At 37.5% G+C, this 13,652-nt stretch carries 13 protein-coding genes; 12 read left to right on the plus strand and 1 reads right to left on the minus strand.

Features of this window, described 5'->3' with window-relative positions; genetic code table 11:
- The first annotated feature begins 446 nt into the window (after positions 1–446).
- Genes QM469_RS09205 through QM469_RS09215 form a run of 3 tightly spaced genes read left to right on the plus strand, consistent with a single transcriptional unit; the run spans position 447 to position 3,233 of the window.
- Entirely contained in the window at positions 447–1,184 is a 738-nt protein-coding gene (locus QM469_RS09205; RefSeq protein WP_194251825.1) for a lantibiotic immunity ABC transporter MutG family permease subunit, read from the plus strand.
- 19 nt (positions 1,185–1,203) lie between these two features.
- The gene (locus tag QM469_RS09210) at positions 1,204–1,863 is read left to right on the plus strand and encodes a response regulator transcription factor (protein ID WP_075229881.1); all 660 of its coding nucleotides are present in this window, start codon (positions 1,204–1,206) and stop codon (positions 1,861–1,863) included.
- Positions 1,854–3,233 carry a sensor histidine kinase gene (locus QM469_RS09215; RefSeq protein WP_414276635.1) on the plus strand — a complete coding sequence of 460 codons (1,380 nt, stop codon included), beginning with the start codon at positions 1,854–1,856 and terminating at the stop codon, positions 3,231–3,233. Before QM469_RS09210 ends, QM469_RS09215 begins: the two co-directional genes overlap by 10 nt.
- A 381-nt stretch (positions 3,234–3,614) precedes the next feature.
- On the opposite strand, the gene QM469_RS09220 is transcribed toward QM469_RS09215, so the two are convergent.
- Positions 3,615–4,583 (minus strand): NAD(P)/FAD-dependent oxidoreductase, encoded by a 969-nt coding sequence (locus QM469_RS09220; RefSeq protein ID WP_414276636.1) that lies wholly within the window; start codon positions 4,581–4,583, stop codon positions 3,615–3,617.
- Positions 4,584–4,717: 134 nt separating this feature from the next.
- Here QM469_RS09220 and cdaA point away from each other — a divergent pair, with 134 nt between their 5' ends.
- From cdaA to QM469_RS09265, 9 genes are all read left to right on the plus strand, one after another.
- Positions 4,718–5,575, plus strand: coding sequence for a diadenylate cyclase CdaA (gene cdaA / locus QM469_RS09225; RefSeq protein ID WP_045763531.1), 858 nt, complete (start codon positions 4,718–4,720; stop codon positions 5,573–5,575).
- On the plus strand, positions 5,562–6,353 hold the full coding sequence (locus QM469_RS09230) for a YbbR-like domain-containing protein (protein WP_371607502.1): 792 nt from the start codon (positions 5,562–5,564) through the stop codon (positions 6,351–6,353). Before cdaA ends, QM469_RS09230 begins: the two co-directional genes overlap by 14 nt.
- Before the next feature lie 25 nt (positions 6,354–6,378).
- A complete protein-coding gene (glmM, locus tag QM469_RS09235; RefSeq protein WP_371607501.1) occupies positions 6,379–7,728 on the plus strand; it encodes a phosphoglucosamine mutase in 1,350 nt (449 codons plus the stop codon).
- A 65-nt stretch (positions 7,729–7,793) separates the two neighbouring features.
- Positions 7,794–8,168: a DUF1149 family protein gene (locus QM469_RS09240; RefSeq protein ID WP_075232111.1), complete on the plus strand. Its 375-nt coding sequence runs from the start codon at positions 7,794–7,796 to the stop codon at positions 8,166–8,168.
- A gap of 3 nt (positions 8,169–8,171) precedes the next feature.
- The gene (locus QM469_RS09245) at positions 8,172–9,020 is read left to right on the plus strand and encodes a DegV family protein (protein ID WP_075232110.1); all 849 of its coding nucleotides are present in this window, start codon (positions 8,172–8,174) and stop codon (positions 9,018–9,020) included.
- A gap of 281 nt (positions 9,021–9,301) precedes the next feature.
- Positions 9,302–10,069, plus strand: a complete 768-nt coding sequence (gene dapB, locus QM469_RS09250; protein WP_414276637.1) for a 4-hydroxy-tetrahydrodipicolinate reductase — start codon at positions 9,302–9,304, stop codon at positions 10,067–10,069.
- The gene (locus QM469_RS09255; RefSeq protein ID WP_414276638.1) at positions 10,066–11,265 is read left to right on the plus strand and encodes a CCA tRNA nucleotidyltransferase; all 1,200 of its coding nucleotides are present in this window, start codon (positions 10,066–10,068) and stop codon (positions 11,263–11,265) included. Before dapB ends, QM469_RS09255 begins: the two co-directional genes overlap by 4 nt.
- Positions 11,262–13,130 carry an ABC-F family ATP-binding cassette domain-containing protein gene (locus QM469_RS09260; RefSeq protein WP_414276639.1) on the plus strand — a complete coding sequence of 623 codons (1,869 nt, stop codon included), beginning with the start codon at positions 11,262–11,264 and terminating at the stop codon, positions 13,128–13,130. Before QM469_RS09255 ends, QM469_RS09260 begins: the two co-directional genes overlap by 4 nt.
- A complete protein-coding gene (locus QM469_RS09265; protein WP_414276640.1) occupies positions 13,130–13,426 on the plus strand; it encodes a hypothetical protein in 297 nt (98 codons plus the stop codon). Before QM469_RS09260 ends, QM469_RS09265 begins: the two co-directional genes overlap by 1 nt.
- Positions 13,427–13,652 lie beyond the last annotated feature (226 nt).

Here is a 13,652-nt window from a genome sequence, read left to right on the forward strand (position 1 = left end):
TTCACCAGATTTGAATCCTATTGAGCAGGCTTGGGCTATCTTGAAAAAGAAAGTGACAGATTTATTAAGGGAAGTCCCCAATATCTTTGAATCATTAGAGTGCTTTTTTAAAACTAAATAACTATATCAAGCATATGGCAAATTCCATTTTGCCTACTATTAGCGAAAAAGTTTGGTTTTTCTACTAGTCTTATGATAAATGGTTTACTAGGTGTTGTACTTGGAATTATGTTTTCTGCTGGAGATTATTGGTTGTTTTCCCCATATAGTTGGAGTATAAGAGCTATGGTTCCAATGCTGAAAATTATGCCAAATGGACTACCAGCAGATGCAGGAAATATGATGTTAAACACATCAATTTTGCTTCCATGTATCTTCTCAATTCTGTTATTTCTTCTATTATCTTACTTATCATCTATTTGGTTTGCAAAACAGGAGGTGGGATAGTGATAAATATTTTAAAGTCTGAACTATATAAGATAAAACATACTTGGTTACCCTGGTTATATCTGTTTCTCCCAATACTATTTGTGATTATGATATATGCTGGTTTTAAATTTACGAGCCTAAGTAGGTATTCAATTGAGGATGTCACATTAAATTATTTGATTACGTTAGGTGCATTGTTCCCGATTATTATTGGTTTTATTACTGCAAAGGTAATAGAAATGGAAGCAGAAGCAGGTTGTTTTCAGATAATGTTAACTGGTTCGCAATCAAGAACTAGTATGTATATTGGTAAGTTATTATCCTTATTGTTGTGTGCATCTCTATCACTTGTTTTACTCCAAAGTAGTTTTTTGATGTTTTTTAATTATCAAGAATTTTATGATTTGATATTGGAATTAGTCTTAATGATTATCGGAGTTGTTCCGTTATATTTAATACATCTGGTTATTAGCCTCAGATTTGGGAGTGGTGCCTCTATTGGTCTTGGTTTCTTTGAAACATTGATAGCTCTGCTTGCTGTTACAAGTATGGGGGATAAGATTTGGTATTACATACCAAGTTCTTGGTCTTCAAGACTTTGTGGTCTTTACTTTGTAGATAAAATATCTGGTGAAAACTTATTTTATTATGAATTTTTTAAATGGTCTTTAGTTGCAACACCAATGATAGTTGTAATTTTATTTGTAAGTTTGATTTGGTTTAATAAATGGAACGGCAGAACTAATATGGAATAGAAATGAAGGTGGTAATAGGATGGTGAAAATATTAGCTATAGATGATGAAATGGATCTTTTGATCTTAATCAAAAATATTTTAACGCAAAAATTATATCATGTAGATATTTTTCAGAATCCAACAGAAGTACCTATTTCTAAATTAACAGAGTATGATTTAATTTTATTAGATATAATGATGCCAAAGATAGATGGTATATCTTATTGTAAATCTATTAGAGATAGAGTAGACTGTCCCATCTTATTTTTAACTGCAAAATCTTTGGAAAGTGACATTGTTTCGGGTTTATCAACAGGAGCTGATGATTACATTCTAAAACCTTTTGGAGTAAATGAATTAATTGCGAGAGTTGATGCCCATTTACGTCGAGAAAACCGAGAGAGACATTTAAGTTTAAATCTTGGAGAAATTAGATTTGATTTATCAGCAAATATAATTTATGTGAATGATAAGAAAATTCCTTTTACAAAATCTGAGTATCGAATTTGTGAACTTCTAGCTCGTAGGCGTGGGCAAGTATTTTCAAGAGAACAGATTTATGAGATGATATTTGGATATGATGGAATAGGTAATTCTTCAGCTATTTCAGAACATATAAAGAATATTCGCGCAAAATTACAGAAGGAAGGTGTATCTCCAGTTGTAACTGTATGGGGGATTGGATATAAATGGGAATAAAATTAAAAGGGCAATCGCTAAAAATAATATTTTTAGAATATCTAATAAGTGTAGGAATTGTACTGTTTCTTTCAGTTGGTTTAGTAATTCTGATGTTCACCACCATGTATTCATTAGGATTTATTTTACCTGCCGATTACACAGAAAATCAAATTTATGAGAGGAAGAATGCGATAGCCAATACAGAGACTTTTGATAAAAATCTTATACCAGATAATGCTTCATATCTATTAATTTCAAAGGATGGAAATATCATTTCTAGTTCAATGAGTAAAGATGAAGAAGATAGAGCAATTCGATACTATAATAATGAGAAAGTATATAATACCCCATCTTATAGCTATATAGAAATTTTACGAAATGACGGTTATTGTATTATTCAATATTCAGTAAAACCCTATTTTACAAATAACTTCATGGCAAAATATTTTCCTAATGTCAATACAGTGTATGTCAGTATTCTTATTTTAGTTAGTTTACTAAATACATTGATTGTTACAATAGTATGGGCTAAATATCTTGTAAAACAGCTTTCACCTATATTAGCCGCTTCCGAAAAAATATCAGAACAAACTTTAGATTTTGAACTGCATTATTCAAGAGTCAAAGAATTTAATGAAGTTCTATTTAGCTTGGAGAAAATGAGAAATGCTTTGCAAGAATCATTAATCAAAGAGTGGATACAGGAAGAAAATAAGCAAAAACAGATTTCTGCCTTGATACATGACTTGAAAACCCCAGTATCTATTGTTCAAGGAAATGCTGAGTTGCTTAAAAATACATCTGTAACAGCGGACCAGAGTATTTATATAGATTATATATTGAGGAACAGCAATAGAATATCTGAATATATAAAAACACTTCTAATCATGAATAAGAATTCTAATGCCACTGAATATCAGCCGCAATTGTTGGTAGTAAAAGCTGTATCAGAACAATTGGTAACAGTTTCTAAAGAATTAATGTCAATTAATTCTAACAATCTAAAAACTAATGTAGTAGTTGAAGATGGTATAATGAGTGTAGACATGAAACTCTTAGAGAGAGCTTTACAAAATGTCTTAACGAATTCAATTGAAAATAATAATGGAATAGTTACATTGGAATTGAATATAAAAACTGTAGATAAATTTTTAGAAATATCAGTATTAGATAACGGAAAAGGTTTTTCTGATATCGATTTAATTCACGCAAAAGAACAGTTCTATCGTGGAGATTATAGCAGGCATTCTGCAACCAATTATGGTATTGGACTATTTATTACTGAACAAATAATTAAATTACATGGTGGATCAGTAATCTTGAAAAATAGAGAAGATTGTTGTGGTGCTGAAGTTAAATTTAGATTACCGATACAGAATAATAAATAAGCCAGTTTAACATTTAACTTATGTAATAATTAATCTAACAGCCACTAACATCAAACTTTATAACATGTTCATAACTGTATTTAACATCAATTTGTAAATGTTAACTTCGAAGTTTCACCACAAATTACACTAGGATAGAATATTATCTAGTATTACTCATACGGTGCACAGAGTTTGTTAGTCTTAATATGTCGGAATAAGGGAAATATTAAAAAATTAATCAATAAGTATTAAACTTTCTAAAAAAAGCAAATAAATGAGGTTAGTGGAAAAGTCTTTAAAATCACAAAAACGCATAATCGCAAGATCTTTAGATACTTGTTATTATGCGTTTTATCATGAAATTTTACTTGATTTTTTAATAAAATTGAAAGTTTGACATTATAAACTTGTTGAGTGTTTTGGTTGAACTTTTTGTTCTGGGTCAATGTAGTTAATGGCATTGTTGACAGCAGTTGGTGCTTCCCCAAGACCTGTCGCAATCAAGTCAATCTTACCTTCGTAGTAGCAGCAGTCACCGATAGCGTAAATTCCAGCTTGGCTTGACTCTTGCTTGCTATTGACGATAATCTTGTGGCGGTTCAGTTCTAATCCCCATTTTTTAAGATTACCTACAGAAGATTTAAAGCCATAGTTGACAAAGAGGTGGTCCAATTCAATGCTTTCAGTCTCATCGAATTTAACTTTTGTAATTTCAAGCTTGTCTAAAGTTTTTCCATCTCCAAGAAGTTGACTCGGCACAAATGGTGTTTTGATAGTCACAGAAGACTCTTGCAAGGCTCGGACGCTATGCTCAAGTGCACGGAAGTTATCGCGACGGTGAACAAGTGTAGTTGGAGCAATCTTTTCAAAAGCTAAAGCCCAGTCAACGGCTGAGTCACCACCACCCAGAATGGTTACCTTCTGACCAGCATATTGTTGAATGTTAGAAACGTGGTAGTGGATATTGTCATAGCCTTCAACACCTTCTAATTCGAGTGGACGTGGTTTAAAAGCACCACCACCCATAGCAATAATAACGGTTTTAGAAGTATGATTTCCCTTATTAGTTGTAATCTTAAAAACACCATCCTCTTTTTCAATCTCAAGAACAGTTTCATTGAGGTGAACAGGTGTCTCAAACCCTTCAAGTTGTTCCAAAAGGCGGTTAGTCAATTCTTCCCCTGTGAGGTTTGGAAAACCTGGAACATCGAGAATTTGTTTTTCAGGATATAGGATGGCAGGTTGACCACCTAGTTGAGGAAGAGAATCAATGATTTGTACTTTGGCTTGACGAAGGTGAGCATAAAAGGCTGCGAAAAGACCGACAGGTCCACCTCCTACAATGGTAATATCATATAGTTCAGACATGGTTTCTCCTTAATTCATTTCTATCATTTAATTTTATCATATTTTCTACCAATTTAAAATGAAGTAGGGGGAAGAAAATTTTCATAGAAAATGATATAATAAAGAGTAGCTTTTTTATGGAGAGGAGGCCTAGAATGAATTTTCAGCAATTATCTAATCTTCAATACTGGTCTAGTTTGTTTTCCAGTCCTTGGAGTATTCTGATAAATGTGATTGATATTCTTATCGTTGCCTATATCTTATACCAATTTACAAAATCAATTGCAGGAACCAAGATTATGATCCTGGTTCGAGGTGTTTTAGTGTTTATCTTAGCTCAGATAGCAGCAAATACCCTAGGCTTAACAACTATTTCCTGGTTGATCAATCAATTGATTACTTACGGTGTTATCGCAGCGGTTGTTATTTTCTCTCCAGAAATTCGGACAGGTTTAGAGCGATTAGGACGTGCGACTGATTTCTTTTCAAGTACACCAATGAGCTCAGAAGAACAGATGATTCAGGCCTTTGTTAAAGCAGTTGAATATATGAGCCCGCGAAAAATTGGAGCACTTGTATCAGTTCAGCGTGTCAGAACCTTGCAGGAATATATTTCCACGGGGATTCCTTTAGATGCTAAGATTTCTGCAGAACTCTTAATCAATATCTTCATTCCAAACACACCTTTACATGATGGTGCAGTCATTATAAAAGGTGATCGAATAGCTGTAACATCTGCTTATCTTCCACTTACTGAAGACACTGGTATTTCTAAGGAGTTTGGAACGCGACACCGTGCAGCCATTGGTTTATCTGAGGTTTCTGATGCTCTCACTTTTGTGGTATCAGAGGAAACTGGAGGTATTTCCATTACCTATAATGGTGTCTTTAAGCATGATTTAACGATGGAGGAGTTTGAGGAAGAACTACGTCGTATACTGATTCCGGAAAATTCACAAGAGCCAAGCTTAACAGAGCGTATATTAGGAGGATGGAAGAATGAAAAAAAATAGTTTATATATCATCTCTTCACTCCTCTTTGCTTGCGTTTTATTTATCTACGCTACCTCTATAAATTATCAAAATAATAATAATGCAAGACCGGCTCGAACAGAAACCTATACCAATACGGTCGTAAATGTACCGATTGATATTCAGTACGATAGTGAGCAGTATTTTATTAGCGGTTTTAGTTCAGAAGTTACAGTATTTTTGACTGGATCCAATCGAGTAACCTTGGCTAGTGAGATGCAAGAAAGCACTCGTAAATTTAAGGTTACTGCAGATTTAACACAAGCGACAGAAGGAACCGTTGAGGTTCCCTTGACCATTGAGAATCTACCGAGCGGTTTAACAGCCCTAGCAACACCGCAGAAAATCACCGTTAAAATTGGGAAGAAAGCAACAAGGGATAATTTACCAGTCACTCCACAGATTGACTCTGGTAAGGTTGATGAACGAATTCTCATCGATAGTGTGACTGTTTCAGATGAACGCGTTTCGGTTACTAGTGATGCTGATACCTTATCCAAGATTGATAAGATTGTGGCTGTTTTACCAACTAGTGAAAAAATTACAGGAAATTATACGGGTTCAGTTCCTCTACAAGCTATTGATAAGAATGGAACAGTTTTACCAACGGTGATTACACCGTATGAAACAACCATGAAGATAACAACGAAACAAGCTCGATCAGCAAGTAGTTCTAGCTCAGCAACGACAAGCTCATCTTTGGGCAGTTCGTCTTCAACTAGTTCTGAAACCAAGTCAGACTCTTCAAAAAAAGATTAATAAAACAATAGAAAAGGATAAAAAAATGGGTAAATATTTTGGAACGGATGGAGTCCGTGGAGAAGCAAACGTAGAACTTACGCCAGAATTAGCTTTTAAATTGGGACGTTTTGGAGGTTATGTTCTCAGTCAACATACGACTGAAGCACCAAAAGTTTTTGTAGGACGTGACACTCGTATCTCAGGTCAAATGCTAGAAGCGGCTTTGATTGCTGGTCTCCTTTCAGTCGGAATTCACGTTTATAAACTAGGTGTTCTTGCAACACCAGCAGTAGCTTATCTTGTTAAAACTGAAGGTGCAAGCGCAGGTGTTATGATTTCAGCAAGTCATAACCCAGCCCTTGATAACGGAATTAAATTCTTTGGTGGTGACGGCTTTAAATTAGACGATGACAAAGAAGCAGAAATCGAAGCCTTGCTTGATGCAAGTGAAGATACTCTTCCACGTCCAAGTGCAGAGGGCTTAGGTACGGTTGTAGACTACCCAGAAGGTTTGCGTAAATATGAAGCCTACCTCGTTTCAACTGGAACTCCTCTTGAAGGGATGAAGGTTGCCTTGGACACTGCTAACGGAGCAGCTGCAACAAGTGCTCGTCAAATTTTTGCAGACCTAGGTGCTCAATTAACAGTCATTGGAGAAACTCCAGATGGTTTGAACATCAACTTGAACGTTGGTTCAACTCATCCAGAAGCTTTGCAAGAACTTGTAAAAGAAAGTCAATCTGCCATTGGTTTAGCCTTTGATGGTGATAGCGACCGTTTGATTGCAGTTGATGAAAATGGCGAAATTGTCGATGGTGACAAGATTATGTACATTATTGGTAAATACCTTTCTGAAAAAGGTCAGTTGGCTCAAAATACGATTGTGACAACAGTTATGTCCAACCTTGGTTTCCATAAGGCCTTGGATCGTGAAGGAATCAATAAAGCAGTTACTGCTGTTGGAGACCGCTATGTCGTTGAAGAAATGAGAAAATCTGGCTACAATCTCGGTGGTGAGCAGTCAGGTCACATTATCTTGATGGACTATAATACTACTGGTGATGGGCAACTATCAGCTGTGCAATTGACGAAAATCATGCAAGAAACAGGTAAGAGTTTGTCTCAATTGGCCTCAGAAGTGACCATTTACCCACAAAAATTAGTCAATATTCGTGTGGAAAATGCCATGAAAGAAAAAGCCATGGAAGTGCCAGCTATCAAGGCTATTATTGAGAAGATGGAAGCAGAAATGGCAGGTAATGGTCGCATCCTCGTTCGCCCAAGTGGAACGGAGCCACTCTTGCGTGTCATGGCAGAAGCACCTACTACTGAGGAAGTAGACTACTATGTAGACACTATTGCTGAAGTTGTTAAAACTGAGATTGGTATTTAGTAACTCTAGCAGAAAATAAAAAAATATGGTACAATGGCAACTATATTGTACTAATGGAGATGAAAATGAATTTAAAACGTGAACAAGAATTTGTCAGCCAGTATCACTTTGATGCGCGTAACTTTGAATGGGAAAATGAAAATGGAGCACCTGAAACTAAGGTTGATGTAAACTTCCAGTTGCTTCAGCATGATCAAGATAATCAAGTTACTTCTTTGGTAGTTGTTTTGAGCTTTATGATTGTCTTTGATCGATTTGTCATTAGTGGAACGATTTCTCAAGTCAATCATGTTGAAGGTCGTATTATCGATCAACCAAGTGATTTCAGCCAAGAAGAGGTTGAGACACTAGCTCGTCCATGTTTGGATATGCTTAATCGTTTGACTTATGAAGTAACAGAAATTGCCCTTGATATACCGGGAATTAATTTGGAGTTTTAAGAAATGAAATTAGCGGTCATAACAGACTCGTCTGCTTTTCTACAAGCGGAAACCTTGCGGAAAGAAGATTTATTTGTGCTAGACATTCCTGTGAATATCGATGGACAGGAGTATGTTGAAGGTGTAAATCTAACCGCTCAAGAATTTTATGAAAAAATGGCTTCAGCAAGCGAATTGCCAAAAACGAGCCAACCAAGTATTGCCAAGTTAGATGAAATTTTATCATCATTAAAAGCTAAAGGCTATACACATGCCTTGGGTCTTTTCCTATCTTCTGGAATTTCAGGGTTTTACCAAAATATCCAATACATGAAGGATGAGTTTGAAGGTTTGACCATTGCTTTTCCAGATACTCGAATTACAAGTGCTCCTTTAGGCTATATGGCTGAAAGTGTCTTTAAATGGGTAGAACAGGGAGATGGTTTCGAGTCTATCTTAGATAAAGTAACTGAACAGATTGAAAATACCTCAGCCTTTATTATGGTGGATGATCTTGACCATCTAGTTAAGGGGGGACGTCTTTCAAATGGTGCGGCCATTTTAGGGAATCTCCTTAGTATCAAGCCAATCCTATACTTCAATGACCAAGGTGTGATAGAAGTATATGAAAAGGTTCGTACAGAGAAAAAGGCTACCAAACGCTTGGTTGAAATTGTTAAAGAAGCAACAGCTATTGGGAATTACCAGATTACTGTCATTCACGGGAATGCTCCTCAAAAAGCAGCAGATTTACGTCAACTTTTGATTGATGGTGGAGTGGCTACAGATGTTTCAATTGCAACCTTCGGTAGTGTTATTGGGACTCACCTGGGAGAAGGAAGTATTGCTTTGGGCTATACACCCATAATCTAGACTATTTTTTAGGGGCAACTAAGGTCCTTTGTATCTTGAAATTCAACACGTCTGGAACCCAGTGTGAAAAAGATAGTTCTTCCAAGGAGTAGATACTCCTTGCTCAGACCTCCTATTTTCACTTTGTGTTCTTACAGGCTTTGTATCTTAGAAATTGAACACGGACTACCTGCCTCTTGAAAAAAGATGCCTGTCTTGCCTTTCGTGGAAACTCAGCGCCATTCCCTATTTTTCATGGGCAGCTAACGTCCTTTGTATCTTAAACAGGAGTAGAGATTGAGATGAGTATTCGAGTAATTATTGCTGGTTTTAAGGGAAGAATGGGCCAATCTGCTTGTCAAATGGTTTTGTCTGATCCTGAACTTGAACTAGTAGCAGTTGTAGATCCTTTCGAGTCTGAGACCCAATGGCAAGGAGTTCCTGTTTTCAATGATAAGAATGACTTGGCAGGTTTTGAGGCAGATGTATGGGTTGACTTTACAACGCCAGCTGTTGCCTATGAGAATACACGTTTTGCTCTTGAAAATGGCTTTGCTCCAGTGGTTGGTACAACAGGCTTTACTAGTCAGGAAATCGAAGAATTAAAAGATTTTTCTCGTTCACAAGACTTGGGTGGCTTGATTGCTCCCAACTTTGCTTTGGGTGCTGTCTTGCTCATGCAATTTGCGGCACAAGCTGCAAAATACTTCCCAAATGTAGAGATTATTGAGCTTCACCATGACAAGAAAAAAGATGCTCCGAGCGGAACAGCTATCAAAACAGCGGAATTGATGACAGAAGTTCGTGAGTCTATCCAACAAGGTGCTAGTGATGAGGAAGAACTCATTTCAGGGGCACGTGGAGCCAACTTTGATGGTATGCGAATCCACTCAGTCCGTTTGCCAGGTTTGGTAGCTCATCAGGAAGTTATATTTGGAAATCAGGGAGAAGGATTGACTCTACGTCATGACTCCTATGATCGTAGCTCCTTCATGACAGGGGTGAATTTGGGAATCAAAGAAGTTGTCAAGCGTCATGAGCTTGTCTATGGATTAGAACACTTATTATGAGATTAACACAAATGCCTTCTGAATTTCAGAAGGCTTTACCAGTATTAGAAAAAATTAAAGAAGCAGGCTTTGAAGCCTATTTTGTTGGAGGCTCTGTTAGGGATGCCCTACTCAATCGTCCCATCCATGATGTGGATATTGCGACTTCATCTTATCCAGAAGAGACCAAGCAGATTTTTCCACGGACAGCTGACATTGGCATTGAGCACGGAACAGTTTTGGTTTTAGACGGAGATGAAGAGTACGAAGTAACCACTTTTAGAACTGAGGATGTCTATGTAGACTACCGTAGACCAAGTTCAGTTTCTTTTGTTCGTTCGTTAGAAGAGGACCTCAAACGCCGTGATTTCACAGTCAATGCCTTTGCCTTGGATGAGATGGGAAAAATCATTGATTTGTTCGATGGTTTGAGAGATCTAGATAATCAAGTTTTACGAGCAGTTGGTGTAGCTAGTGAGCGTTTCAATGAAGATGCTTTGCGGATTATGCGTGGTTTCCGTTTTCAGGCCAGTCTTGGCTTTGAGCTTGAGCAAGAAACCTTTGAAGCTATGAAAGATCTGACACCACTATTAGAGAAAATTTCTGTGGAACGTACTTTTGTTGAATTTGATAAACTTCTATTAGCTCCTCATTGGCGAGTAGGTCTGTCTTCTATGATTGCAAGTAAAGCTTATGATTATCTTCCGGATATGGCTGGTAGTCAGGAGAACCTCCAATCTTTATTTGACTTAGATGCTGATTTTACTTTTGAATCTTCTGAACAAGCCTGGGCTGCACTTTTATGGGTTTTAGAAGTGGAAGATGCTCAACAATTTTTGAAACATTGGAAAACTTCGCGTCAATTCGCTAAGCAAGTTCAAGATTTACTTACGATCTTAGAACTTCGTGAAGAAGGGGAACTAAGCAAGCGCGATTGTTACCGTTTTGATCTAGATTTGCTTTTACAGGCTGAAAATCTTCGTCAGGCTCAAGGAAAAGAAGTCAATCCACAGGCTATCGAAGAGACTTACCACAGCCTAACCATCCATGATAAAAAAGAAATTCAAATCAATGGTGGGATTTTGATCAAAGAATATGGCTATCAACCAGGACCAGAAATGGGAGAAATTTTAGCAGAGATTGAGTATGCTATTGTAGATGGAGATTTGGAAAATAACTTGGAAGCTATTCATGCCTACTTGAGGGAGAAAAAATGAGTGATTTTATCGTTGAAAAACTAAGTAAATCTGTCGGTGACAAGACCGTTTTTAAGGATATTTCCTTTATTATCCATGACTTGGATCGAATCGGTCTTATCGGTGTCAATGGGACAGGGAAGACAACTCTTTTGGATGTCCTTTCGGGAATCTCTGGTTTTGATGGTGACGTAAGCCCTTTTTCGGCAAAAAATGATTACAAGATTGGCTATTTGACTCAGGACCCAGATTTTGATGATAGCAAAACTGTCTTAGATACTGTTCTATCGAGTGATTTGAAAGAAATCCAGTTGATCCGTGAGTATGAATTGCTTATGCTCAACTACAGTGAGGATAAGCAGGCCCGTTTGGAACGTGTCATGGCCGAGATGGATTCTCTCCAAGCTTGGGAAATTGAGAGTCAGGTTAAGACCGTTCTCAGCAAGTTGGGAATTCAGGATTTATCAACTCCCGTTGGAGCCCTATCAGGTGGTTTGCGAAGAAGGATTCAGTTGGCGCAAGTCCTTCTGGGCAACCATGACCTCTTGTTACTAGATGAACCAACCAACCACTTGGATATTGCCACCATTGAGTGGCTGACACTCTTTTTGAAAAATTCCAAGAAAACAGTGTTATTTATCACCCACGACCGTTACTTCCTAGATGCGCTTTCAACGAGAATTTTCGAGTTGGACAGAGCTGGTTTGACCGAATATCAAGGAAATTACCAAGACTATGTTCGTCTCAAGGCTGAACAGGATGAGCGCGACGCAGCGCTTCTTCACAAAAAGGAACAGCTTTACAAGCAAGAATTGGCCTGGATGAGACGCCAACCGCAGGCTCGTGCAACCAAGCAACAGGCACGCATCAATCGATTCCATGACTTGAAAAAGGAGGTTTCTGATACTAGTGTTGAAACAGACTTGAGCATGAATTTTGAAACTAGCCGTATCGGTAAAAAGGTCATCGAGTTTAAGGATGTTTCCTTTGCCTATGATGACAAACAGATTCTGCAACATTTTAACCTTTTGGTTCAAGCAAAAGACCGTATCGGAATCGTCGGGGATAATGGTGTTGGTAAGTCAACTCTTCTCAATCTCATTGCGGGAAGTCTTGAGCCAACGGAAGGAGAGGTTATTATTGGTGAAACAGTTCGCATCGCCTATTTCTCTCAACAAATCGAAGGTCTGGATGAAAGCAAGCGAGTTATCAATTACCTGCAAGAAGTAGCAGAAGAGGTTAAAACTAGCAGTGGCTCTACGACATCTATCGCGGAGTTATTAGAACAGTTCCTTTTCCCACGTTCAACGCACGGTACCTTGATTGAGAAACTGTCTGGTGGAGAGAAGAAACGTCTGTATCTCCTCAAATTGCTCTTGGGAAAACCCAATGTGCTTCTCTTGGACGAGCCGACAAATGATTTAGATATTGCGACCTTAACTGTTCTAGAAAATTTCTTACAAGGTTTTGCAGGTCCAGTCTTAACAGTTAGTCACGACCGCTATTTCCTTGATAAGGTTGCGACTAAGATTCTTGCTTTTGAGAATGGTAGCATTCGTCCTTTCTTTGGGCATTATACCGACTACCTAGATGAAAAAGCCTTCGAAGCAGAAGCGACAAATCAAGTTCAAAAGGTTGAGAAGGAAAAAGTCGTCAAAGTTCGTGAAGAAAAGAAACGCATGACCTACCAAGAAAAGCAAGAGTGGGCAAGTATTGAAGGTGACATCGAAGCCTTGGAAAATCGCATCGCAGCTATTGAAGAAGAAATGCAGGCCAATGGCTCGGACTTTGGGAAGCTAGCTACTCTTCAAAAAGAGTTAGATGAGAAGAATGAAGCCTTGCTTGAAAAATATGAACGCTATGAATATTTAAGTGAGTTGGCTTAATGGAAGAGAAAATCATCAAATGGAGCAGTAAGAAAATCATTTGGACTATTCTTCTCTGCTTCCTTGAGTTAGCTTTTCTTCTTTGGATTCTATCTTTTATGATGACCTATCCCAAGGAGGCACCTGTGGGATTGGTGGCATTAAGACTCTTTGTCTTATTCTTAATCATCATTGTTGGATGGATTTTGTATGAACGTTTGCGACTTCTTTTTTCAGATAAAGAGTATTTGAAATGTACGGCCCAAGGTTTTTCCTATAAGCCATATCCTCAAAAAGATTGGCAGTTTTATTCCTGAGGGCAAGTAGAAACATTTTCTCTAATGAGAATCAAGGGTGGTAGAAGTTCAAGGGATTTTTATACTATTGAAGTTCATTTTTATGACAAGGATTTTATAAAACCCAACTCTTTATGGAATCGTCTACGAAGTAGATTTTTGACTGCAAAGCAATCAAATGTTTTGAAAATCCCAATCTATTTGCTAGATGTCGGTTTACCACGCAGAGTATTTGAAACCATGTCTT

The organism is Streptococcus infantis (assembly GCF_047464215.1).
GTDB lineage: Bacteria > Bacillota > Bacilli > Lactobacillales > Streptococcaceae > Streptococcus > Streptococcus infantis_P.

Excerpts from the sequence above, each read along its gene's own strand:
- QM469_RS09210 (WP_075229881.1), top strand. The coding sequence starts at position 1,204 with ATGGTGAAAATATTAGCTATAGATGATGAAATGGATCTTTTGATCTTA.
- QM469_RS09215 (WP_414276635.1), top strand. The coding sequence starts at position 1,854 with ATGGGAATAAAATTAAAAGGGCAATCGCTAAAAATAATATTTTTAGAA.
- QM469_RS09220 (WP_414276636.1), bottom strand. The coding sequence starts at position 4,583 with ATGTCTGAACTATATGATATTACCATTGTAGGAGGTGGACCTGTCGGT.
- cdaA (WP_045763531.1), top strand. The coding sequence starts at position 4,718 with ATGAATTTTCAGCAATTATCTAATCTTCAATACTGGTCTAGTTTGTTT.
- QM469_RS09230 (WP_371607502.1), top strand. The coding sequence starts at position 5,562 with ATGAAAAAAAATAGTTTATATATCATCTCTTCACTCCTCTTTGCTTGC.
- glmM (WP_371607501.1), top strand. The coding sequence starts at position 6,379 with ATGGGTAAATATTTTGGAACGGATGGAGTCCGTGGAGAAGCAAACGTA.
- QM469_RS09240 (WP_075232111.1), top strand. The coding sequence starts at position 7,794 with ATGAATTTAAAACGTGAACAAGAATTTGTCAGCCAGTATCACTTTGAT.
- QM469_RS09245 (WP_075232110.1), top strand. The coding sequence starts at position 8,172 with ATGAAATTAGCGGTCATAACAGACTCGTCTGCTTTTCTACAAGCGGAA.
- dapB (WP_414276637.1), top strand. The coding sequence starts at position 9,302 with ATGAGTATTCGAGTAATTATTGCTGGTTTTAAGGGAAGAATGGGCCAA.
- QM469_RS09255 (WP_414276638.1), top strand. The coding sequence starts at position 10,066 with ATGAGATTAACACAAATGCCTTCTGAATTTCAGAAGGCTTTACCAGTA.
- QM469_RS09260 (WP_414276639.1), top strand. The coding sequence starts at position 11,262 with ATGAGTGATTTTATCGTTGAAAAACTAAGTAAATCTGTCGGTGACAAG.
- QM469_RS09265 (WP_414276640.1), top strand. The coding sequence starts at position 13,130 with ATGGAAGAGAAAATCATCAAATGGAGCAGTAAGAAAATCATTTGGACT.